A 21,121-nucleotide genomic window follows, 5' to 3' on the forward strand; every position below is an offset into this window, starting at 1 on the left:
TCAGTCAGTTGCGGACCATCATGGGGTTGGGAGGTCGGCATGGCGGCGCTTGCCTGGTTGCTGATACCGCTTGTGGCCGCGATCGGAGCGGGACTGTGGGGCAGTTGGGCCAACCGCACGCGCAAGGTGCGGAGCGACGGCCCCGAACTCATCGGTTACGCCCGTTTCCGCGAGGCCATGGAAAAGCCGCGCACGGGTAGCTGAGGACCGGGAAACAGCCGGTCACGGCGTGCAGCGTGAGCAGGGCCGCCCGTCCGGGCGGCCCTGACGGTGCGCCGACAGGTCAGTCCCGTACTGTCGAGGCATGCCACGCCGCACCGCGACGATGCTCGCCTCGACCCTGATGCTGATCGCGCTCCTGTGCGCGGGTGTCTTCATCCCCGTGCCGTACTCGGAGATGTCCCCGGGGCCGACGGTGAACACGCTGGGCGATCACGACGGCGAGCCGGTGCTGCAGATCGCCGGGCGCAAGACCTATCCGACGGACGGTCACCTCAACATGACCACGGTGCGGGTCACCAGCGCGGACTACCGGATGAACCTGGTCGAGGCCGTCTACGGCTGGCTCGCCCACGACAACAAGGTCGTGCCGCACGAGACCCTCTACCCGGACGGCAAGACCGAGGAGCAGTCCACCCAGGAGAACGCCGAGGAGTTCAGCCAGTCCCAGGAGAGCGCCAAGGTCGCGGCCCTCAAGGAGCTCGACGTCCCGGTGAAGTCCTGGGTGATCGTCTCCACGGTCGTCAAGGGGTCCCCGGCCGAGGGCAGGCTGCACGCGGGCGACGTGATCAAGGCGGTCGACGGCAAGACGGTGAAGGAGCCGGCCGACGTCGCCGAGCTGGTGACCCAGCACAAGCCGGGCGAGGACGTCGTCTTCACGATCGTGCCCGCCAAGGAGCAGGCCGCCGCCGAGAAGGAGAACCGGACGGCGACGAAGACCGAGAAGATCACGATCACCACGACGGCCTCCGACGACGGCGGCGAGGAGCGTGCCATCGTCGGGATCTCCGCCGGAACCGACCACACCTTCCCGTTCACCATCGACATCAAGCTGGCCGACGTCGGCGGGCCGAGCGCGGGTCTGATGTTCGCCCTCGGCATCTACGACAAGCTCACCCCGGGCAGCCTGACCGGCGGCAAGTTCGTCGCGGGCACCGGCACGATCGACGACGACGGCAAGGTCGGGCCGATCGGCGGGATCGAGATGAAGACGGTCGGCGCGCGCAGCAAGGGCGCCCGGTACTTCCTCACGCCCGCCGACAACTGCGCGTCCGCCGCCAAGGACACCCCCGAGGGCCTCACCCTGGTGAAGGTGGGCACCATCCACGACGCCCTGGGCGCCCTCGAGGACATCCGCTCCGGCGACACCGCGGACCTGCCGCGGTGCACCACGTCCTGACCGGCCCGGCTACTCCGCGAAAGTCGCCGTCAGGGCCTCGGCCAGACCCGGCACCAGCTCGGAGCCGGTGAGGACCTCCGTCGCGGAGTCCTTCTCGCGCAGCCGGAGAGCCGACTCGCGGGTGCCGTCGCGCAGCACCGCGACCGTCATCCGGACCTCCTGACGCTCCGGGTGCTCCGCCACCCACTTCGTCAGACCCGCCTCGTCCAGGTCCTTCGGGACCTGGGCCTCGGCGGACGGCGGCAGCATCAGCCGCTCCACGGTCAGGGCGCAGCCGGTGACCGCGTCGGGCCACGCGATGGTGCCCAGGAACTCGTCGAGCGGCTTGCCCGTGGGAATCTCGTCCTGCTCGATCGGGGTGAGGGCGGTCGTCTCCTGCGCGTCGCCCAGACCGAGCCGGTCGGCGAGCGAGGGCTGTTCGGTGCGCAGCCGGGCGGTGTCGACGAGGGCGAACAGGCGGGCGGGCTGGTCCCAGCCGAGGCCGGAGACGTATTCGTCGATCTCGAGCACGGCCCGGGTGAGCGGGGTGGCAGCCATGGGTGTGTTGGACATGGTCACAATCCTCTCTCGTTCCTGGCCGGAATCGGGAACCGAGTAAAGCGTGAGTAAGTTGCATAGGTGTGGGCTCACGATCGCGGGAGCCCACGCACGGTCCGTGAAGACGCGGGCCCGACGAATCAACAGCGAACCTTGAGGTGCCAACCTTGGCTTTCCAGATGCCGGACCGCGGCGGAGGCCCGACGGGGCCACGGATCAGAGTGGGCCGCCCGTCCCGGCGGGTCCGGACCCTGCTCATGACACTGGGCGTCCTGGCCGTCCTCGGCATGGTGTTCACCATGTTCGCGGGGTTCTGGACCGACTGGCTGTGGTATCGCTCGGTCAACTACTCGTCGGTGTTCACGACGACCCTGTGGACCAAGATCGGGCTGTTCTTCGTCTTCGGTCTGCTGATGGCCCTGGCGGTCGGCTTCAACATCTGGCTGGCACACCGGATGCGGCCGCCGCTGAGCGCCATGTCGATGGAGCAGCAGAACCTCGACCGCTACCGGATGGGCATCGCCCCGTACAAGAAGTGGCTGCTGCTCGGGATCACCGCGCTGGTGGGCCTGATCGCCGGCGCCTCGGCGTCGAGCCAGTGGCGGACCTGGCTGATGTGGGTCAACGGCGTGCCCTTCGGCCAGAAGGACCCGCAGTTCAAGCTCGACGTCTCCTTCTACGCCTTCGACCTGCCGTGGTACCGGTTCATGCTGGGCTTCGGCTTCGCCGCCACGATCCTGGCGCTGATCGCAGCCGCGCTCACCCACTACCTGTACGGCGGGCTGCGCATCACCAGCCCGGGCGCCCGTGCCACGGCCGCCGCCACCGGTCACCTGTCGGTGCTCCTCGGCATCTTCGTCGCCCTCAAGGCGGTCGCCTACTGGCTCGACCGGTACGGACTGGCGGTGAAGTCCAGTGACTTCAAGGCCACCGACAGCTGGACGGGCCTGAGGTACGTCGACGCGAACGCCTATCTGCCGGCCAAGACGATCCTGTTCTGCATCGCCGTGATCTGCGCGCTGCTGTTCTTCGCCACCCTGTGGCGGCGGACCTGGCAGCTGCCCGTGATCGGCTTCGGCCTGATGGTGCTGTCGGCGATCCTCATCGGCGGCCTGTACCCGGCCATCGTGCAGAAGTTCCAGGTCCAGCCGAACGAGCAGGCGAAGGAAGCGCCGTACGTCGAGAAGAACCTCAAGGCCACGCGTGAGGCCTACGGCATCGACGACTCGCAGGTCACCGAGTACCCGGGCATCGGCCAGACCGAGGACAAGTCCAAGCTGCGGGACGACGTCGGCGACACGGCGAGCATCCGGATCATGGACCCGAACATCGTCTCGCCGACGTTCCAGCAGCTCCAGCAGATCAGGAACTACTACGCGTTCCCGACCAACCTGGACGTGGACCGCTACGCCAAGGACGGCAAGGACCAGGACACCGTCATCGGTCTGCGTGAGCTGAATCTCAACGGCATCCCGAAGCGGAACTGGATCAACGACCACTTCCGCTACACGCACGGCTACGGAGTCGTCGCCGCCGAGGGCACCAGCGCCGACGCCGGCGGCCGTCCGGCGTTCACCGAGTCCGACCTCCCGTCCAAGGGCGACCTGGGCTCGTACGAGCAGCGGGTCTACTACGGCGAGCGGACGACGACGTACTCGATCGTCGGCGGTCCCCAGAAGGAGATCGACTACTCCGACGACAGCGGCGAGAAGACGTACAGCTACAAGGGCGACAGCGGGGTCAACCTCGCCAACCCGGTCAACCGGGCCGCCTACGCGGTCGCGTTCGGCGAGCCGCAGATCCTGTACTCGGGCGCCATCGGCGAGGGTTCGCGGATCCTGTACAACCGCACGCCCAAGGAGCGCGTCGAGGCGATCGCCCCGTGGCTGACCATCGACGGCGACGCCTATCCGGCGGTCGTGGACGGCCGGATCCAGTGGATCGTCGACGCCTACACGACCACCAACGGCTATCCGTACGCGTCGCGCACGACCCTGGGCGACACCACGGCGGACTCGCTGACCGCCACCAACGACCAGCGCGCGGTGGTGGCCCAGCAGAACCAGGTCAACTACATCCGCAACTCGGTGAAGGCGACCGTCGACGCGTACAGCGGCGAGGTCAAGCTCTACCAGTGGGACACCCAGGACCCCGTCCTGAAGACCTGGATGAAGGCCTTCCCGGACACGGTGGAGCCGAAGTCCGAGATCTCCGGCGACCTGATGGCCCACCTGCGGTATCCGCAGGACCTGTTCAAGGTGCAGCGCGAGCTGCTGACCCGCTACCACGTGAAGGACGCCACCACGTTCCTCTCCGGCAGCGAGGTGTGGCAGGTGCCGGACGACCCGACCAACAAGACGGGCGACGCGGTCCCTCCGTACTACCTGAGCATGAAGATGCCCGATCAGCAGGAGCAGACCTTCTCGCTCACCACGACGCTCACACCGAACGGCCGTGACAACCTCAGTGCCTTCATGGCGGTCAACGCCGATCCGGGCACCAAGGACTACGGCAAGATCAGAGTGCTGAAACTGCCGACCAGCACCACGGCCGCCGGACCCAAGCAGATCCAGAGCCAGTTCAACTCCGAACAGGACATCGCCGAGTCGATCAGGCTGTTGAGAGGCGGCGACTCCGAGGTGGAGTACGGCAACCTCCTGGCGGTCCCGCTCGACGGAGGACTGCTCTACGTGGAGCCGGTCTACGTGCGCGGTGGCGGACTGAAGTACCCGCTGCTGCGGAAGGTGCTGGTGACCTACGGAGGCCAGACCGCCTTCGAGGACACCCTCGACGAGGCCCTCAACAAGGTCTTCGGAGGCGAGGGCACCCCAACGGAGCCGCCACCGGGCGAGGACGAGGGAAGCGGCGAGGACGAGGGCACGACGCCTCCGCCGTCGTCCGACAACCCCACGGTCCAGGAAGCGCTGAACGACGCCCAGAAGGCGTTCGACGCCGGCCAGGAAGCCCTGAAGAAGAACGACTGGGAGGCCTACGGCAAGGCGCAGAAGGACCTCGAGGACGCGCTGCGCAAGGCTGAGGACGCGCAGTCGGCCGCAGGGGGTGGCGGGGACGGCGAACCCGCTGCCGACGCGAGTCCGAGCAGTTAGCGAGCAGGCTGGTCAGAGGCTCCTCCCGCGCCGTGCTACGGTTACAACACAACGGCGCGGGGTGGAGCAGCTCGGTAGCTCGCTGGGCTCATAACCCAGAGGTCGCAGGTTCAAATCCTGTCCCCGCTACTCAGGTCGCGCAGTTGGCGACACCGAAGGCCCGGATTCCTATAGGAATCCGGGCCTTTGTGGTGTGCGAACGCATGTGCCGGGGCAGTCGACGGCCGTGCCGCCGACGGGAGTTGGCGGTTTTGTGTTTGACTTGTCTCTCTGTGGGCATGTCGACAAAACGCTGTAGTGACCTCACTGACTGCGGTATACCAGGTGTACCCAGGTTGCAGGTGGTGCGACGATGGATGTTATGGGGGACAAGGCAACTCTGTACGGGACAGGGCGTTTTGTGCAGTCCTCCCCTCGGGAGGAACCCCGCGACGAGGCGGGTGAGGCCGCCGACGAGGCGGCGGAGGAGTTGCGCCGGCGGCTCGCGGCCGAGGCCGGCGACGTCGAGGCGATGAGCGTTCTCGGCGCCATGCTGCTGCGCCGCGGTGATCTCGACGGAGCCGAACCCCATCTGCGTGCCGCCACCGGCGCCGGCGACCGCGCCGCCGCCAACAACCTGGGCGTCCTGCTGCACCAGCGGGGCTACCCCGACGAGGCGGCCGGCTGGTGGCGGATCGCCGCCGTCGCCGGCTCCACCGCCGCCGCGCACGCGCTCGGCCGCCACCACCGCGAGCGCGGTGACGAACCCGCCGCCGAGTACCTGCTGCGCCAGTCCGCCGAGCAGGGCCACACCCTCGGCGCGTACGCCCTCGCCGACCTGCTGGAGCACCGCGGTGACACGGCCGGCACCGAGCGCTGGATGCGTGCCGCCGCCGACCGGGGTCACCGGGAGGGGGCCTATCGGCTGGCCCGCGCCCTGGACCGCAGGGCCGCCGCGGAGGGCGACGGCGGCGCGGAGCTGCTGGAGGAGGCCGAGCAGTGGTACCGGCAGGCCGCCGCGCGCGGCCACCGCCGGGCCGCGCTGCACCTCGGGGCGATCCTGGAGAAGCGCGGCGAGCTCAAGGAGGCCGGCCGCTGGTACCTGACCTCCGCCAAGGACGGCGAGGCCCGCGCCGCGTGCGCGCTCGGCTTCCTGCTGCGCGACGCCGGGGACACCGAGAACGCGGCCGTGTGGTGGCTGCGCGCCGCCCAGGAGGGCGACGGCAACGCGGCCAACGCGCTGGGCGCGCTGCACGCCGAGCGGGGCGAGACCCAGACCGCCGAGCGCTGGTACCGGGCCGCGATGGACGCCGGTGACATCAACGGCGCGTACAACCTGGGGCTGCTCTGCGCCGACCAGGGCCGGACCGTCCCGGCCGAGCAGTGGTACCGGCGGGCCGCCTACGCCGGGCACCGCGAGGCGGCGAACGCGCTGGCGATCCTGCTGCTGCGGGCCGGCGACCGGACCGGCGCGGAGCCGTGGTTCTCCAAGGCCGCGGAGGCCGGCAGCGTGGACGCCGCCTTCAACCTCGGCATCCTGCACGCGGGCCGGGGCGAGGAGGCGGCCGCGCTGCGCTGGTACGAGCGGGCGGCGGCCGCCGGACACACGGAGGCGGCGCTCCAGGTCGGCATGGCGCGGCTGCGGGAGGGCGAGGAGAGCGAGGCGGAGCGGTTCCTGCGGTGCGCCGCCGGTGGCGGCAGCGCGGAGGCCGCCTACCGCCTGGCGGCGGTGCTGGACGCGCGCAGACCTCCGGAGCCGGCGCATGAGCTGGGGGAGCCGGTGAACCGGCGCAGTGAGTGCGAGGAGTGGTACGAGCGGGCGGCGTCGCAGGGGCACCGGCGGGCGCAGGTGCGGGTCGGGATGCTCGCGGCGGCGCGCGGTGACGTGGTGGAGGCGGCCCGGTGGTACCGGGAGGCGGCGGAGGCCGGGTCCCGCAACGGCGCCTTCAACCTCGGGCTGCTGCTGGCGCGCGAGGGGAGCGAGCCGGAGGCGGCGGTGTGGTGGACCCGGGCGGCGGACGCGGGGCACGGCCGCGCGGCGTTGCGGCTCGCGCTGGTGTACGCGCGGCGGGGAGAGCTGGCGGAGGGGCAGCGGTGGGCCGAGCGTGCCGCGGCGCTGGGACCGCAGGCGGTCGCGGAGCGGGCGACGCGGCTGCGGGACGCGCTGCGGGAGGAACTGTCCGCCTGAGGCCGGGCGGGAGGGGGGGGCAGGATTCACCCGTCCGCGGCCCGGAGGGAATGGATTTGCTTCTGTCCGCCGTCTTGACGTAGTGTTCCATTCATCGACGCGGGGTGGAGCAGCTCGGTAGCTCGCTGGGCTCATAACCCAGAGGTCGCAGGTTCAAATCCTGTCCCCGCTACTGAAGGCCGAGGGCCGGAATCCGAAAGGGTTCCGGCCCTCGGTGTTTCCGGCGTCGCACAATGCCCGGCGTCGCACACGAGGAAGCCCCGGCCACCCATCGGTGCCGGGGCTTCGGTGTGAAGTGTTCGATCGCTACGCGGCCGCGCAGTTCGGGCAGACGCCGCGGTAGGTCACTTCGACATCGGAGACCGTGAAGCCGAAGCGCTCCGTGTCGGGCAGGTCGGCCAGCGGGTTGCCGGTCGGGTGGACGTCGCGGATCGCGCCGCACTGCGCACACACCAGGTGGTGGTGCGGGCGGTGGGCGTTGGGGTCGTACCGCTTGGCCCGCTTGTCCGTGGCGACCTCCAGCACCTCACCGAGCGAGACCAGCTCGCCCAGGGTGTTGTAGACGGTCGCCCGGGAGATCTCGGGCAGCCTGGTCACGGCCCTGGCGTGCACCTCGTCGGCTGTCAGGTGGACGTGTTCGCCGTCGAGGACCTCGGCCACGACGCGGCGCTGCGCGGTCATCCGCCATCCCCGTCCACGGAGCCGTTCCAGAAGGTCACTCATAGCACCAGCCTAACAGCAGGGGGACAGGAATCCCGAACGGGTGTGACTTTGGAGCCTTACTTGACTTAGACAATGTCCATTGTAGGATCGAGACTGGTTTTGGCCAAGGCACAGATTGGTCAGCGATGACGCAGGAGGCGCACGTGACGCAGGGACCGCTTACTACGGAGGCCGGTGCTCCGGTAGCCGACAACCAGAACAGCGAGACCGCGGGCGTCGGCGGCCCGGTCCTCGTCCAGGACCAGGTCCTCCTGGAGAAGCTGGCCCACTTCAACCGTGAGCGCATCCCGGAGCGCGTGGTCCACGCCCGCGGCGCCGGCGCCTACGGCACCTTCACGGTGACCGCCGACGTCACGAAGTACACGAGGGCCAAGTTCCTCTCCGAGGTCGGCAAGCAGACGGAGACCTTCCTGCGCTTCTCGACCGTGGCCGGCAACCTGGGCGCCCCGGACGCCGTGCGCGACCCGCGCGGTTTCGCGCTGAAGTTCTACACCGAGGAGGGCAACTACGACCTCGTCGGCAACAACACCCCGGTCTTCTTCATCCGGGACGCCATCAAGTTCCCCGACTTCATCCACACCCAGAAGCGCGACCCGTACACCGGTTCGCAGGAGGCGGACAACGTCTTCGACTTCTGGGGTCTGTCGCCCGAGTCCACGCACCAGGTGACCTGGCTGTTCGGTGACCGCGGCATCCCGGCGTCCTACCGCCACATGGACGGCTTCGGCTCGCACACCTACCAGTGGAACAACGAGGCCGGCGAGGCCTTCTGGGTCAAGTACCACTTCAAGACGGACCAGGGCATCAAGAACCTGACCGCGGAAGAGGCCGAGATCCTCGCGGGCAAGGACCCCGACTCCCACCAGCGGGATCTGCGCGAGTCCATCGAGCGCGGCGAGTTCCCGACCTGGACCGTCTCCGTCCAGGTGATGCCGGCGGCCGAGGCGGCCACGTACCGCTTCAACCCGTTCGACCTGACCAAGGTCTGGCCGCACGCGGACTACCCGCTGATCGAGTTCGGCAAGCTGGAGCTCAACCGCAACCCGGAGAACGTCTTCGCCGAGGTCGAGCAGTCGATCTTCAGCCCGGGCCACTTCGTGCCCGGCATCGGTCCCTCGCCGGACAAGATGCTCCAGGGGCGCATCTTCTCCTACAGCGACGCCCACCGGTACCGCGTCGGCATCAACGCCGACCACCTGCCGGTGAACCGCCCGCACGCCACCGAGGCGCGCACCTACTCCCGTGACGGCTACCTCTACGACGGCCGCCACAAGGGCGCGAAGAACTACGAGCCGAACAGCTTCGGCGGCCCGGTCCAGACGAGCCGCCCGCTGTGGGAGCCCCTCCCGGTGGCCGGTGTCACCGGTGAGACGGCGACGCCCCGGCACGCCGAGGACGACGACTTCGTCCAGGCGGGCAACCTCTACCGGCTGATGGCGGAGGACGAGAAGGAACGCCTGGTGAACAACCTGGCGAACGCCATCTCCGGGGTCACGCGCGACGACATCGCCGAGCGCGCGATCAACAACTTCCGCCAGGCGGACGAGGACTTCGGCAAGCGGCTGGAGGCCGCCGTGCAGGCTCTGCGCGGCTGACACCGGCGCTGGACGGCTTGCCGATCGACGGGCCGGGCCCCCTCGGGGGGTCCGGCCCGTTTCCCGTGCCGTCAGGCCGGTACCTGCTCGGCCCGCCGCCGCTGCGGTGCCCAGCAGCGGATGATGTCGCGGACCGAGACGATGCCGACGGGCTCGCCCCGGTCCAGCACGATCAGATGGCGGAAGCCGCCGTGGGTCATGGCGACGGCGGCCTCCTCCAGGGTCCAGGACGGTGCGGCGAAGACGACGTCGGTGGTGGTGTGGGCGTGGGCGCGCTCGGTGTCGGGGTCCTGGCCGAGCCCGACGGAGTTGAGGACGTCCCGCTCGGTGAGGATGCCGATGCCGGTGCCGTCGGGGTCGAGGACCACGGCCGCGCCCACCCGGCGGGCGGACATCAGGGCGGCGGCCTGCCGGAGGGTGTGGGCAGGGCCGATGGTGAGGACCAAGGTGCTCATGGCGTCACGGACGAGCATGGATGGAGCCACCTCCTACCGGAAACCGCGTGGTCACGGGCCCGGTGGCCCGCTCGTTCACGGTTTCACAAATTCACAAGTGGGGGAGCTCCCAGAGTGGCAGGCGAAGAGGGGGTCAACAAGGGGGCGCGTGCGGCCGGCCGGGGGCGCGCACGCTCACGCCACGCCGCTCAGTAGCGCTGGTTGAGATACCCGAGCAGCTCGTCGTGCAGCAGGCCGTTCGACGCGGCCGCGTTGCCGCTGTGCGGTCCGGGGCGGCCGTCGAGGCCGGTGAAGGAGCCGCCGGCCTCCGTGACCACGATCGCGGTGGCCGCCATGTCCCAGAGCGACAGCTCGGGCTCCGCGCACATGTCGACCGACCCCTCGGCGACCATCATGTACGGCCAGAAGTCGCCGTACGCGCGGGTGCGCCACACCTCGCGGGTGAGGTCGAGGAAGCCGTCCAGCCGCCCCTGCGACTCCCAGCCGCTGAGCGAGGAGTACGCGAAGGAGGCGTCGGAGAGCTTGGAGACGCGGGAGACGTGGAGCCTGGAGGCCGACGACAGGCTGCGGCCGGCGAAGGCGCCGTGCCCCTGCGCGGCCCACCAGCGGCGGCCCAGGGCGGGAGCGGAGACGAGGCCGACGACCGGCTGGAAGCCGCCCTCGCCTGCCTCCATCAGGGAGATCAGCGTGGCCCACACGGGCACTCCGCGCACGTAGTTCTTGGTGCCGTCGATCGGGTCGATCACCCAGCGCCGGGGCCCCGTGCCCTCCACCCCGTACTCCTCGCCGAGGACCGCGTCCCTCGGCCGGGCGCGCTTCAGGTGGCCCCGGATGAGCTCCTCGGCGTTCTTGTCCGCCTCGCTCACCGGCGTCATGTCGGGTTTGGTCTCCACCTTGAGGTCGAGGGCCTTGAACCGTTCCATCGTCGCGGCGTCGGCGGCGTCGGCGAGGACATGGGCGAGACGCAGGTCGTCAAGGTAGTCGGGCATGCGGTGAACGGTATCTGCCGAGGTCGGTGCGGGGCCACCAGGGGCGGGGCGCGCGTCCCCTTGACAGCGCCCGACGGCGCGTCAAATCTGGCGGCAGGGTCGGCCGCTCGCCCCGAGGGAGGCGAAGATGCCTGCAGCGCGGGAATCTCTGCTGGACGCCGCGTACACGGCACTGGTGCGCCGCCCGTGGTCCGCGGTACGGATGGTGGACGTGGCCGCCGCGGCCGGGGTCTCCCGGCAGACGCTGTACAACGAGTTCGGCAGCAAGGACGGACTCGCCCGGGCCCTCGTCCGCCGGGAGGCCGACGGCTATCTCGCCGGCGTCGACCGCGCCCTCACCGGCCCCGGCGACCCGCGCGACCGGCTGACCGCGACCGCCGAGTGGACCACCGTCAGCGCCCGGGAGAACGTCCTGGTCCGCGCCCTGCTCACCGGATTCTGGAGCGAACGCCTGCCCGCCCCGGCCCTCGCGGCCGCCCGGTCCGGCTCCGCCGTGCCCGCGCAGCACCGCGCCGACGGGCCGCTGCCCTCGCCCGCCGACTTCGTCGCCCTGGTCCGCGACCGGGCCGTCGCGGCGCTTGCCGGCCCCGTCCTCCCCCGGTCCGACACCACCGACCTGGCCCGCTCCTGCGAGCTCGTGGTGCGTCTCGCCCTGTCCTGCGTCGCCGCGCCACCGGCCGGCGACGCCGTCGCCGAACTGGTGCGCGGCGCGCTGCACCGGTACCCCGCGGTGCCGTAGCGGGCCGCTCAGTGCGCGGACCCCGACAGCTGCAGCCCGATCACACCGACGATCACGAACGTGATGGAGACGATCTTCAGCGTGGACACCAGGTCCCCGAGGAACACCATCCCGTAGATGGCCGTCCCCGCCGCGCCGATGCCCGTCCACACCGCGTACGCGGGCCCCACGTCGAGCTTCTTCAGCGACAGGGTCAGCAGTCCGAAGCTGCCCAGCGCGAACGCGCAGAAGGCGACGGTCGGCCACAGCCGCGTGAAGCCGTGCGACAGCTTCAGGCACACGGCGAAACCGGTCTCGAGCACCCCGGCCACTACGACCAGCAGCCACGCCATGTGTCGTCCTCCCGCATTCGCCACGTACAGTGACCGCTTCGTCAGGTTCGACGGGTTCGGGTCCGGCTCGGTGCGATTATGCACTTACCGTCCGGACACCACGACAAACAACGCGGAGGTCAGTCGCCCTCGGTGCGCTCCCGCGTCGCCAGCAGCCGCCGCAGCGAGTAGAGCCGCGCCGGATCCGCGTGCCCCTCGGCCACCCACGCGTCCAGCGCGCAGTCCGGCTCGTCGTGGCTGCACGCGCGGGGACAGCCCTCGGTGCCCGGCTCCAGATCGGGGAAGGCGTGGATGACCCGGGACGGGTCGACGTGGGCGAGCCCGAAGGACCGCACGCCCGGCGTGTCGATCACCCAGCCCTCCGCACCCGACAGCGGCAGCGCCAGCGCGGACGTCGTCGTGTGCCGCCCCCGCCCGGTCACCGCGTTGACGTGCCCGGTCGAACGCCGCCGTTCCTCCGGCACCAGCGCGTTCACCAGCGTCGTCTTGCCGACCCCGGAGTGCCCCACGAACGCGGTGATCCGGCCGTCCAGCTGCTCCCGCACCCGGTCCGCAGCCTCGCCGCTCTCCAGTTCCGCGCGGCTGGTCACCACGTAGGGGATGTCGAGGTCGCCGTAGAGCTCCAGCAGCTTGTCGGGCGGCGCGAGGTCGGACTTGGTCAGCACCAGCAGCGGCTCCAGACCGCCGTCGTACGCCGCGACCAGACAGCGGTCGATCAGCCGGGGCCTGGGTTCGGGATCGGCGAGGGCGGTGACGACGGCGAGCTGGTCGGCGTTGGCGACGACGACCCGCTCGTAGGGGTCGTCGTCGTCCGCGGTCCGGCGCAGCACCGACGCGCGCTCCTCGATCCGCACGATCCGCGCGAGCGTGTCCTTCCTGCCGGACAGGTCGCCCACCAGCGCCACCCGGTCACCGACCACCGCCGCCTTGCGGCCCAGCTCACGGGCCTTCATCGCCAGCACCACCCGGTCCTCGACGAGGCAGGTCAGCCGGCCCCGGTCCACGGTGAGGACCAGGCCCTGGGCGGCGTCCTCGTGCTTGGGCCGGATGTGGGTGCGCGGCCGGTTGCCCCTGCGGTTGGGGCGGGAGCGGATGTCGTCCTCGTCGGTGTGCTTGCCGTAGCGGCGCATCGTGAACCCCTACGCCCCGAGCATCCCGGTCCACAGATCGGGGAAGTCCGGCAGGGTCTTCGCCGTGGTCGCCACGTTCTCGATCTGCACGCCCTCGACCGCGAGGCCGATGATCGCGCCCGCGGTGGCCATGCGGTGGTCCTCGTAGGTGTGGAAGATCCCGCCGTGCAGTCGGCGCGGGCGGATGTGCAGACCGTCCGCGGTCTCGGTGACGTCGCCGCCCAGTTCGTTGATCTCCTTGGTCAGCGCGGCGAGCCGGTCCGTTTCGTGCAGCCGCAGATGGGCCACGCCCCGCAGGGTGGACGGGGAGTCCGCGAGCGCCGCGACGGCCGCGATGCCCGGCGTGAGCTCGCCGACCTCGCCGAGGTCCACGTCGACGCCGTGGATCGAGCCGGAGCCGGTGAACACGAGTCCCGACTCGGTCAGCTCGCAGGAACCGCCCATCTCGGTGAAGATCTCCCGCAGCCGGTCGCCGGGCTGGGTGGTGTGGGCCGGCCAGTCCGGGACGACGACCCTGCCGCCGGTCACCAGCGCGGCCGCCAGGAACGGCTGGGCGTTGGACAGGTCGGGCTCGACGGTCAGGTCCCGGCCCAGCAGGGCGCCCGGGGTGACCCGCCAGACGTTCGGCTCGCCGCCCGACTCGGGGGTGTCGACCTGGGCGCCCACCGCGCGGAGCATGTCGACGGTCATCCGGATGTGCGGCATGGACGGCAGCGTCGCGCCGGTGTGGCGGACCTCGACGCCCTGGTTGAAGCGCGGCGCGGACAGCAGCAGCGCGCTGACGAACTGCGAGGACGAGGACGCGTCGACCTCCACGGTGCCGCCGTCGAGGGCGCCCCCGCCGTGCACGGTCATCGGCAGCGCGCCCCGCTCCTCGTCGTCGATGCGGGCGCCCAGCCGGCGCAGCGCGTCGATGACGCCGTTCAGCGGACGCTCGTAGGAACGCGGGTCGCCGTCGAAGCGGACGGGGCCGTCGGCCAGCGTGGCGACCGGGGGCAGGAACCGCATCACCGTGCCGGCGTTTCCGACGTCGACGGTGGCCGGGCCGTGCAGGCCCGTGGGGAGCACCCGCCAGGCCTCGCCGGTGCCGTCGGGGCCCACGCCCTCCTCGATCTCGACGCCCATCGCGCGCAGCGCGCCCGCCATCAGCAGGGTGTCGCGGGAGCGCAGCGGGCGGCGCAGCCAGCCCGGCTCAGAGGCGAGGGCGGCGAGGACGAGAGCGCGGTTGGTGACCGACTTGGACCCGGGCACGTGGACCGTCGCGTCGACGGCTCCGCTCGCGTGCGGGGCGGGCCAGAGGGCGGTGTCTGCGGGGTTTCGGGCCATGGGGCCCACTCTATAAGGAGGGGGCTGTGCGGACCGGCTGTCGGCCGCGGGTCCGTTCCGGCTGGTCGTGCCCGCGCGGCGCAGCCGGGCACCGGCACGGCCCCGCGCTTTGCGGAGTGCCCCGGCCGGGGGTGCTCACAGGCCCAGCAGCCACCTGCCGCCGCCCAGCAGCGCACACAGGGACACCGCGTGGAACAGGAACAGCCACAGGCCCGCCGGTACGTGCGTCAGCCTCGACAGCTGGTCCGCGTCGGAGTCGCCCGCCCCGCCGCGGGAGCGCTTGGCCTGCAGCTCGAAGGCCGGACGCACCCCGCCCAGGAGCAGGAACCACACCACGGCGTACGCGAACGCCGCCTGCACCTGGGGTCCGGCCAGCCACGACACCAGCACGAACGTGCCGCCGGTGACGAGCACCGACATCGCCCCGTAGGCGTTGCGGATCATCACCAGCATCGCCACGAGGAGCGCCGTGGCCAGCCACAGCAGCAGCGTGATGCGGCCCGCGCCGAGCAGCGCGGCGCCGCCCAGGCCCAGCAGCGGGGGCGCGGTGTAGCCGGCGGCGGCGGTGAGGATCATGCCGATGCCGTGCGGTTTGCCGCGGCTGACGGTCAGGCCGCTGGTGTCCGAGTGCAGGCGTATCCCCGTCAGCGTGCGGCCGGTGAGCAGCGCCACCAGACCGTGCCCGCCCTCGTGGGCGATGGTGACGGCGTTGCGGGAGAGCCGCCACAGCCCCTGCGGCACCACGACGGCGGCCGCGGCGGCCAGAGTGGCGAACACCACCCAGGTGTCGGGGTCGGGCTGGGTGCCGGAGACCTCGTCCCAGAGGGAGGCGAGTGAGGCGGCGGCGACGGTGCTGACCATGCTTTCCATGTGCTTCCGATTGCTCCCTCTGCGCGTGCGGAGTCTGGCAGTGTTGCACGTATGTGCGGACGGTATGCAGCGAGTCGCAGGCCCGAGGATCTCGCGGGAATCTTCGGGATCGAGAAGTGGGAGCCGGAAGAGACCCTGGAGCCCGACTACAACGTGGCGCCGACCAAGGAGGTCCTCGCCGTACTCGACCGTGTCCTCAAGGACGTGGCGGACCCGCGCCCGGTTCGGCAGCTGCGCAAGCTGAAGTGGGGTCTGGTGCCCTCCTGGTCCAAGACGCCCGAGGGCGGCGCCCGGATGATCAACGCCCGCGCGGAGACCGTCCACGAGAAGCCGTCCTACCGCCGGGCCTTCTCCTCCCGGCGCTGCATCCTGCCCGCCGACGGCTACTACGAGTGGGTCACCGGCAAGGAGGAGCGGGACCTGGAGGTCGAGGGCAGGAAGAAGCGGCCCCGCAAGCAGCCGTACTTCGTGACGCCCGCCGACGGCTCGGTGTTCGCCATGGCCGGGCTCTACGAGTTCTGGCGGGACAGGACGCTGCCGGACGACCACCCCCAGGCGTGGTGGGTGACGTGCTCCGTCATCACCACCGAGGCGGAGAGCGACCCGCTCGCCGTCTCCCCGGCGGACGGACCGCACGCGCTCGCCGAGATCCACCCGCGGATGCCGCTGATGCTCACCCCGGACCGCTGGGACGCCTGGCTGGACCCCGCCCGCACCGACGTCGGCGAACTGCGCGAACTGCTCGCCCCGCCGCCCTCCGGGCTGATGCGCGCCTACCCGGTCGGCACGGCGGTCAGCAACGTCCGCAACAACGGTCCGGAGCTGCTGAAGGAGCTGGCCGCGCCGGAAGAGGGCACACTCTTCTGACGTGACCCCCCACACCACTCACGCCCCGGACACGACCGAGACCGTCGCCACGGAGGCCGGCCCCGCCCGCATCACCTGGCACCGCGCGCGAGGGCGGGCCCGCCTAGTCCTCGCGGTGAGCCACGGCGCGGGCGGCGGCATCGAGGCCCGGGACCTCAGGGCGCTCGCCGCCGGGCTGCCCGCGCACGGCGTGACCGTCGCCCTCGTCGAGCAGCCCTGGCGGGTGGCGGGCAAGAAGGTGGCACCCGCCCCGAAGACCCTGGACACCGGCTGGCGCGGCATCTGGCCCGCCCTGGCGGAGCCGGGCCTGCCGGTGGTCTCGGGAGGGCGCAGCGCCGGAGCCCGCGTCGCCTGCCGCACCGCCACGGAACTCGGCGCCCGCGCGGTGCTCGCCCTGAGCTTCCCGCTGCACCCGCCGGGCCGGCCGGAGAAGTCCCGCGCGGACGAACTGCTCGGCGCCGGGGTGCCCACGCTCGTCGTGCAGGGCGGCAACGACCCGTTCGGCAGGCCCGGGGAGTTCCCGGAGGGCGACTACGAACTGGTCGAGGTGCCGCACGGCGATCACGGCTTCGCCGTCCCCAAACGGGCGGACATCACACAGGAGGAGGCCGTTTCCGTCGTCACCGCCGCCGTCGTGCGGTGGACCGGCACGCTCGGCTGAGGCCCGGGAATGCCCGGGCGGCTCCCGCTGTTGGGAGGGACGTATGTGCCGGTGAACGGCATGGCCGTCGTAGGAGAGGAAGTCCGCCCCATGGGTTCGACCACCTGCCCACCCGCCTCCCGCCCCCATTTCGTGGACGGGCTGCGCCCGGCAGTGTCTGATTCGACCCGCGGCGCCCGCGCCGACCTCGACTGGACGGTGCTGCACGCGGCCACGACCGCCCCTGTTCGGGCGGCGGGCGGACCGGATCGTCGTCTATCCTCCGATTCGGGTGGGACCGGTCACGGTCGCACGACAACACTGGAGGAGGTGGGTCCGGTTCCCGGTACCGACGCAGGGACCGAACACGGCCAGGCGGAGCAGCCCGAGGGCCGGGGCGGCACGGGCACGGAGTCGACCGCGGAGCGCAGCGCGCGCTTCGAGCGGGACGCGCTCGAGTTCCTCGACCAGATGTACTCGGCCGCGCTGCGCATGACGCGCAACCCGGCCGACGCGGAGGACCTGGTCCAGGAGACCTACGCCAAGGCGTACGCGTCCTTCCACCAGTTCCGCGAAGGCACCAACCTCAAGGCGTGGCTGTACCGGATCCTCACCAACACGTTCATCAACTCCTACCGCAAGAAGCAGCGCGAGCCCCAGCGCAGCGCGGCCGAGGAGATCGAGGACTGGCAGCTCGCGCGTGCCGAGTCGCACATGTCCACCGGTCTGCGCTCCGCGGAGTCGCAGGCGCTGGACCACCTGCCCGACTCGGACGTCAAGGAAGCCCTCCAGGCGATCCCGGAGGAGTTCCGCATCGCGGTGTATCTCGCGGACGTCGAGGGCTTTGCGTACAAGGAGATCGCCGACATCATGGGGACACCCATCGGCACGGTGATGTCCCGTCTGCACCGGGGGCGCCGTCAGCTGCGCAACATGCTGGAGGACTACGCCCGCGAGCGCGGACTGGTCCCGGCCGGCGCCGGAGAGTCGAACGAAGCGAAAGGCTCGGGGTCATGAGCTGCGGAGAGCCGCACGAAACCGATTGCGGTGAGATCCTCGATCACCTCTACGAGTTCCTCGACCGCGAGATGCCGGATTCGGACTGCGTGAAGTTCGAGCACCACTTCGAGGAATGCTCGCCCTGCCTGGAGAAGTACGGGCTCGAGCAGGCGGTGAAGAAGCTGGTCAAGCGGTGCTGCGGGCAGGACGACGTGCCCGGCGACCTGCGCTCCAAGGTGATGGGCCGGATCGATCTGATCCGCTCCGGGCAGGCCGTGCCCGACCAGGACGTCACGGCCTCCCCGGCCACACCGCAGGAGTCCTGACACCTCGCCGTTCCCCGGCCTCAGTGTCACTCGAACGTGCTAATCCGCGGGTTATCGGCCCGTGGAGGCACCTCCCCCCGTCCTAGGCTCCGGAGCCTGGTGTGCGGCACGGCGGGCACGGGCGGGGGAGGGGCTCATGGAGGCGTTACCGGCACGGGCTCGCGTCTACGTCGTCTGTGTCACCCTGACGGCCCTGGTCTGTCTGGTCCCGCCACCGGGCCTCCTGTCGTCCTCCCCGGCCACCGGGGTCCCCTGGTGGCCGGTCGTCCCGCTCGCCGCGCTGTACGCCGGCTGCGAGCGCCTGGCCCGGTCGCGTCCGGTCGCCACCCCGCACCCGGGCGGAGCCTCCTACCCCGTCCTGCTCGCCGGGGCCTTCCTCCTCCCCCCGTCCGGCGCGGCGCTGGTCGCGCTGGCCGGGGCGCTGCCGCTGCCCGTGGAGCAGCGCCCGTACCTGGTGCGCCGGCTCTGGCGGACCGGCCGGCTGGTGCTCGCGGTGTGGGCCGCGAGCCGGGTCCACCTGGCGGTGGGCGGCCGGGAGGCGGTCGCGGACTGCGACGTCCCCGGCGCGCTCGGCACGGCCGGGGCCGCGGTGCTGGTGTTCTGCCTGGTGCTCACCCTGCTGGACGGCGGCATCCTGGCGCTCACGGCAGGCGTGCTCCCGCGCGGCGGGCGGACGTCGGCCACCGCCGCCTGGTGGCAGCTGTTCCTCCGGTCGCTGGTACCCCTCACCGTGCACGGCCTCGCCGGCCTCATGATGGCCCTGCTCTGGCGCAGCCCGTACGGCCCGGTGGCCGCGCTGCTGGTGCTGCTGCCGATGGGCGTGTCCTGGTGGGCGTTCGCCCAGTACCACCGGGAGCGGGCCGCCCACCAGGCGACGATCCGCGCGCTCGTCCAGGCCGTCGACATCAAGGACGGCTACACCCGCGGGCACAGCGAACGCGTCGGACAGGCGTCCATGATGATCGCGCGGGAGCTCGGTCTCGACGACGACCGGGTCGAGGTGCTGCGCTTCGCGGGCATCCTGCACGACGTCGGCAAACTCGGCGTGCCCACCCGGCTGCTCACCAAGAACGGTCCGCTGACCCCCGAGGAGCGCCGGGTGATCGAACTGCACCCCGAGTACGGGCACGAGATGGTGCGGGGCATCTCCTTCCTCGGCGAGGCCCGCGCGGCGGTGCTGCACCACCACGAACGGCTGGACGGCAGCGGCTACCCCTACGGGCTGGCGGGCAGTCAGATCCCGGAGTCCGCAAGGGTCGTCGCGGTGGCCGACGCCTTCGACGCGATGACCTCCACCCGCTCCTACAGCAGGGCGCGGCCCGTGCCCGTGGCGCTGGAGGAACTCCGGCGGTGCGCGGGAGCCCACTTCGACCCGCGGATGGTGGCCGCGCTGGTCCGCGCGATCGGACGGTCCGGCTGGCGTCCCGCGGTGACCGCCGACGACGTGCGGCCGGACGCCGACGGCCACCGGCCGCCCGCCGCCGTGACGGAGCCCGCCGGACCCGTCACCGACCGGCCCGGGGCGCGACGGTGAGGCCCCGGCTGCACACCGTGGTGCTCCTGTGCGCCGCCGTCCTGGCCGCCGGCTGCCTGGGCGCCACCCTGTACAGCGGCGTCGAGGAACGCGGCGCCGCCCTCGCCTTCGGGGTGCTCGTCGCCGTCGGCGAGCTCACCCGCCGCAGCGGGACCCGGATCAGGGAGGCCGCGCCGCTCGCCGCCGCGGGCTCGCTGGCCTACGCGCTGCTCGGCGAGGCCGCGGGGCGGCCCACGCACCACGGGGCCGCCCAGGTCGTCACCGTGGTGCTCGCCGCGTCCCTGCTCGGCAGCGTGCCGCACGTCGTGCGCGGCGCCGGCCCCGCCCTCGACCCGTCGGCCCGCCGGGTGCTCACCGTCGGCTTCGTCGCCGTGTGCTTCCAGCCCCTGTACAGCCAGGGCGCCTTCGACGGCTGGAGCGGGTCCGCCCACGCGCTGCTGCTGCTCGCGCTGCTCTCCCTCACCGCGCTCTGCGACGCCGTGCTCGCCGCCGCGCTGGCCCACTCCCGCACCGGATGGCCCTTCCTGCCGGCGCTCCGCGACGAACTGCGGGCCCTGCCCGGCATCGGCGCCGCCGTCATCGCCACCGGCGCGGTGACGGCCCTCGGCGTCGCGGTCGTCGGGCTGTGGGCGCTGCCCGTCTTCTCCGTGCCCCTGCTGCTCGCACAGCTGTCCTACCGCCGGTACGAGGCGGTCCGCGCCACCTACCGGCAGACCATCGCCTCCCTGGCGCGGGCCACCGAGATCGCCGGATACACCCCGGCCGGGCACGCCCACCGGGTCGCCGCCCTCGGCCAGGCGGTGGGCCGCGACCTCGGGCTGACCGAGCCCGAGCTGACCGTGCTCGAGTACGCCGCCCTCATGCACGACATCGGCCAGCTCAGCCTCGTCGACCCGGTCCCCGCGGGCGCCACCGCCGTCCTGCCGGCCGCCGAACAGCGGCGGATCGCGCTGCTCGGCGGCGCCGTGGTGCGCCAGACCGGGGTGGACCCGCGCGTGGCGGCGATCGTCGAACGCCAGGCCGACCCGCACCGGGAGCAGCCGCTCGCCGCACGTATCGTCCGGGTGGTCAACGCGTATGAGGAGAAGTCCCGGGAAGGAGGGCCCGGCGGGCCGCTGACCGCGTTGGAGGAACTGCGCCTGGGCACCGCCGGCGAGTACGCGCCGGAGGTGGTCGAGGCGCTGGCCCGGGTCCTGTCACGGAACACGGAGGGGACGCGTGAACACGGAGGCCGAGCGTGGCGGGAGCCGCGAACGGGACTGTCTGACCCTGCCCGAGGCTGGGTAACCCATGGGTAATGAGCGCCCTCATGGCCGTACGTGGTTGGATGCGAAGGAGAGGGTGTACGGGGGCGCGGACAGGTACGGCCAGCCCACCGACGGAACT

The 21,121-nt window shown here is 71.7% G+C and carries 20 protein-coding genes and 2 tRNA genes; 14 read left to right on the top strand and 8 right to left on the bottom strand.

The features are described from left to right. The first annotated feature begins 39 nt into the window (after positions 1-39). Both CNQ36_RS34830 and CNQ36_RS23670 read left to right on the top strand, forming a co-directional pair. Entirely contained in the window at positions 40-204 is a 165-nt protein-coding gene (locus tag CNQ36_RS34830) for a hypothetical protein (RefSeq protein ID WP_004925937.1), read from the top strand. A gap of 100 nt (positions 205-304) precedes the next feature. Continuing rightward, positions 305-1,399 carry a YlbL family protein gene (locus CNQ36_RS23670; protein WP_004925935.1) on the top strand — a complete coding sequence of 365 codons (1,095 nt, stop codon included), beginning with the start codon at positions 305-307 and terminating at the stop codon, positions 1,397-1,399. Positions 1,400-1,408: 9 nt separating this feature from the next. On the opposite strand, the gene CNQ36_RS23675 is transcribed toward CNQ36_RS23670, so the two are convergent. Further along, positions 1,409-1,951 carry a PPA1309 family protein gene (locus tag CNQ36_RS23675; protein WP_163013354.1) on the bottom strand — a complete coding sequence of 181 codons (543 nt, stop codon included), beginning with the start codon at positions 1,949-1,951 and terminating at the stop codon, positions 1,409-1,411. Between the two features lie 164 nt (positions 1,952-2,115). Here CNQ36_RS23675 and CNQ36_RS23680 point away from each other — a divergent pair, with 164 nt between their 5' ends. The 4 genes from CNQ36_RS23680 (at position 2,116) to CNQ36_RS23695 (ending at position 7,382) form a co-directional block, all read left to right on the top strand. Next, positions 2,116-5,043 (top strand): UPF0182 family membrane protein, encoded by a 2,928-nt coding sequence (locus CNQ36_RS23680; RefSeq protein ID WP_228313149.1) that lies wholly within the window; start codon positions 2,116-2,118, stop codon positions 5,041-5,043. 55 nt (positions 5,044-5,098) lie between these two features. Beyond that, positions 5,099-5,172 (top strand) — tRNA-Met (locus tag CNQ36_RS23685). 223 nt (positions 5,173-5,395) lie between these two features. Beyond that, positions 5,396-7,210 carry a tetratricopeptide repeat protein gene (locus CNQ36_RS23690; RefSeq protein ID WP_206278493.1) on the top strand — a complete coding sequence of 605 codons (1,815 nt, stop codon included), beginning with the start codon at positions 5,396-5,398 and terminating at the stop codon, positions 7,208-7,210. Positions 7,211-7,308: 98 nt separating this feature from the next. After that, positions 7,309-7,382: transfer RNA gene (locus CNQ36_RS23695), tRNA-Met, on the top strand. Positions 7,383-7,516: 134 nt separating this feature from the next. Here CNQ36_RS23695 and CNQ36_RS23700 read toward each other — a convergent pair. Then, positions 7,517-7,933: a Fur family transcriptional regulator gene (locus CNQ36_RS23700; protein ID WP_004925922.1), complete on the bottom strand. Its 417-nt coding sequence runs from the start codon at positions 7,931-7,933 to the stop codon at positions 7,517-7,519. Positions 7,934-8,076: 143 nt separating this feature from the next. Between CNQ36_RS23700 and CNQ36_RS23705 the strand changes: the two genes are divergently transcribed. Then, positions 8,077-9,528, top strand: a complete 1,452-nt coding sequence (locus CNQ36_RS23705) for a catalase (protein WP_228313052.1) — start codon at positions 8,077-8,079, stop codon at positions 9,526-9,528. Between the two features lie 71 nt (positions 9,529-9,599). Here the strand turns inward: CNQ36_RS23705 and CNQ36_RS23710 are convergent, their stop codons facing one another. Further along, entirely contained in the window at positions 9,600-10,001 is a 402-nt protein-coding gene (locus tag CNQ36_RS23710; protein WP_121547465.1) for a CBS domain-containing protein, read from the bottom strand. A 170-nt stretch (positions 10,002-10,171) separates the two neighbouring features. Further along, positions 10,172-10,972, bottom strand: a complete 801-nt coding sequence (gene hisN, locus CNQ36_RS23715) for a histidinol-phosphatase (RefSeq protein WP_004925915.1) — start codon at positions 10,970-10,972, stop codon at positions 10,172-10,174. A 127-nt stretch (positions 10,973-11,099) separates the two neighbouring features. Between hisN and CNQ36_RS23720 the strand changes: the two genes are divergently transcribed. Then, positions 11,100-11,711, top strand: a complete 612-nt coding sequence (locus CNQ36_RS23720) for a TetR/AcrR family transcriptional regulator (protein WP_121547466.1) — start codon at positions 11,100-11,102, stop codon at positions 11,709-11,711. 8 nt (positions 11,712-11,719) lie between these two features. Here the strand turns inward: CNQ36_RS23720 and CNQ36_RS23725 are convergent, their stop codons facing one another. The 4 genes from CNQ36_RS23725 to CNQ36_RS23740 all read right to left on the bottom strand — a co-directional run bounded on the left by CNQ36_RS23725 (position 11,720) and on the right by CNQ36_RS23740 (position 15,360). Continuing rightward, a complete protein-coding gene (locus CNQ36_RS23725; RefSeq protein ID WP_004925911.1) occupies positions 11,720-12,043 on the bottom strand; it encodes a DMT family transporter in 324 nt (107 codons plus the stop codon). Positions 12,044-12,162: 119 nt separating this feature from the next. Beyond that, the gene (gene rsgA / locus CNQ36_RS23730) at positions 12,163-13,173 is read right to left on the bottom strand and encodes a ribosome small subunit-dependent GTPase A (RefSeq protein ID WP_004925909.1); all 1,011 of its coding nucleotides are present in this window, start codon (positions 13,171-13,173) and stop codon (positions 12,163-12,165) included. A gap of 9 nt (positions 13,174-13,182) precedes the next feature. Continuing rightward, positions 13,183-14,499: a 3-phosphoshikimate 1-carboxyvinyltransferase gene (gene aroA / locus CNQ36_RS23735; protein ID WP_004925906.1), complete on the bottom strand. Its 1,317-nt coding sequence runs from the start codon at positions 14,497-14,499 to the stop codon at positions 13,183-13,185. A 135-nt stretch (positions 14,500-14,634) separates the two neighbouring features. Then, on the bottom strand, positions 14,635-15,360 hold the full coding sequence (locus tag CNQ36_RS23740) for a M50 family metallopeptidase (protein WP_121547467.1): 726 nt from the start codon (positions 15,358-15,360) through the stop codon (positions 14,635-14,637). A gap of 60 nt (positions 15,361-15,420) precedes the next feature. Between CNQ36_RS23740 and CNQ36_RS23745 the strand changes: the two genes are divergently transcribed. The 6 genes from CNQ36_RS23745 to CNQ36_RS23770 all read left to right on the top strand — a co-directional run bounded on the left by CNQ36_RS23745 (position 15,421) and on the right by CNQ36_RS23770 (position 21,033). Continuing rightward, positions 15,421-16,236 carry an SOS response-associated peptidase gene (locus CNQ36_RS23745; RefSeq protein ID WP_004925900.1) on the top strand — a complete coding sequence of 272 codons (816 nt, stop codon included), beginning with the start codon at positions 15,421-15,423 and terminating at the stop codon, positions 16,234-16,236. Between the two features lies 1 nt (position 16,237). Beyond that, complete coding sequence (locus tag CNQ36_RS23750) at positions 16,238-16,897, top strand: alpha/beta hydrolase family protein (protein ID WP_004925898.1); 660 nt, start codon at positions 16,238-16,240, stop codon at positions 16,895-16,897. Positions 16,898-17,206: 309 nt separating this feature from the next. Then, positions 17,207-17,893, top strand: a complete 687-nt coding sequence (gene sigR / locus CNQ36_RS23755) for an RNA polymerase sigma factor SigR (RefSeq protein ID WP_040906162.1) — start codon at positions 17,207-17,209, stop codon at positions 17,891-17,893. Continuing rightward, on the top strand, positions 17,890-18,201 hold the full coding sequence (rsrA, locus tag CNQ36_RS23760) for a mycothiol system anti-sigma-R factor (protein ID WP_004925896.1): 312 nt from the start codon (positions 17,890-17,892) through the stop codon (positions 18,199-18,201). Before sigR ends, rsrA begins: the two co-directional genes overlap by 4 nt. Positions 18,202-18,337: 136 nt before the next feature. Continuing rightward, positions 18,338-19,735, top strand: a complete 1,398-nt coding sequence (locus CNQ36_RS23765) for an HD-GYP domain-containing protein (protein WP_121547468.1) — start codon at positions 18,338-18,340, stop codon at positions 19,733-19,735. Continuing rightward, positions 19,732-21,033, top strand: a complete 1,302-nt coding sequence (locus CNQ36_RS23770) for an HD-GYP domain-containing protein (protein ID WP_206278496.1) — start codon at positions 19,732-19,734, stop codon at positions 21,031-21,033. Before CNQ36_RS23765 ends, CNQ36_RS23770 begins: the two co-directional genes overlap by 4 nt. The last annotated feature ends 88 nt before the right edge of the window (positions 21,034-21,121 follow it).

Source organism: Streptomyces fungicidicus (assembly GCF_003665435.1).
Classification (GTDB): Bacteria; Actinomycetota; Actinomycetes; order Streptomycetales; family Streptomycetaceae; genus Streptomyces; species Streptomyces fungicidicus.

Coding starts and splice junctions, on each gene's coding strand:
- CNQ36_RS23740 (WP_121547467.1), bottom strand. CDS start 15,360: ATGGTCAGCACCGTCGCCGCCGCCTCACTCGCCTCCCTCTGGGACGAG.
- CNQ36_RS23725 (WP_004925911.1), bottom strand. CDS start 12,043: ATGGCGTGGCTGCTGGTCGTAGTGGCCGGGGTGCTCGAGACCGGTTTC.
- CNQ36_RS23710 (WP_121547465.1), bottom strand. CDS start 10,001: ATGCTCGTCCGTGACGCCATGAGCACCTTGGTCCTCACCATCGGCCCT.
- CNQ36_RS23765 (WP_121547468.1), top strand. CDS start 18,338: ATGGAGGCGTTACCGGCACGGGCTCGCGTCTACGTCGTCTGTGTCACC.
- CNQ36_RS23700 (WP_004925922.1), bottom strand. CDS start 7,933: ATGAGTGACCTTCTGGAACGGCTCCGTGGACGGGGATGGCGGATGACC.
- hisN (WP_004925915.1), bottom strand. CDS start 10,972: ATGCCCGACTACCTTGACGACCTGCGTCTCGCCCATGTCCTCGCCGAC.
- CNQ36_RS34830 (WP_004925937.1), top strand. CDS start 40: ATGGCGGCGCTTGCCTGGTTGCTGATACCGCTTGTGGCCGCGATCGGA.
- CNQ36_RS23720 (WP_121547466.1), top strand. CDS start 11,100: ATGCCTGCAGCGCGGGAATCTCTGCTGGACGCCGCGTACACGGCACTG.
- CNQ36_RS23690 (WP_206278493.1), top strand. CDS start 5,396: ATGGATGTTATGGGGGACAAGGCAACTCTGTACGGGACAGGGCGTTTT.
- CNQ36_RS23670 (WP_004925935.1), top strand. CDS start 305: ATGCCACGCCGCACCGCGACGATGCTCGCCTCGACCCTGATGCTGATC.
- aroA (WP_004925906.1), bottom strand. CDS start 14,499: ATGGCCCGAAACCCCGCAGACACCGCCCTCTGGCCCGCCCCGCACGCG.
- CNQ36_RS23745 (WP_004925900.1), top strand. CDS start 15,421: ATGTGCGGACGGTATGCAGCGAGTCGCAGGCCCGAGGATCTCGCGGGA.
- CNQ36_RS23675 (WP_163013354.1), bottom strand. CDS start 1,951: ATGTCCAACACACCCATGGCTGCCACCCCGCTCACCCGGGCCGTGCTC.
- CNQ36_RS23680 (WP_228313149.1), top strand. CDS start 2,116: ATGCCGGACCGCGGCGGAGGCCCGACGGGGCCACGGATCAGAGTGGGC.
- rsrA (WP_004925896.1), top strand. CDS start 17,890: ATGAGCTGCGGAGAGCCGCACGAAACCGATTGCGGTGAGATCCTCGAT.
- rsgA (WP_004925909.1), bottom strand. CDS start 13,173: ATGCGCCGCTACGGCAAGCACACCGACGAGGACGACATCCGCTCCCGC.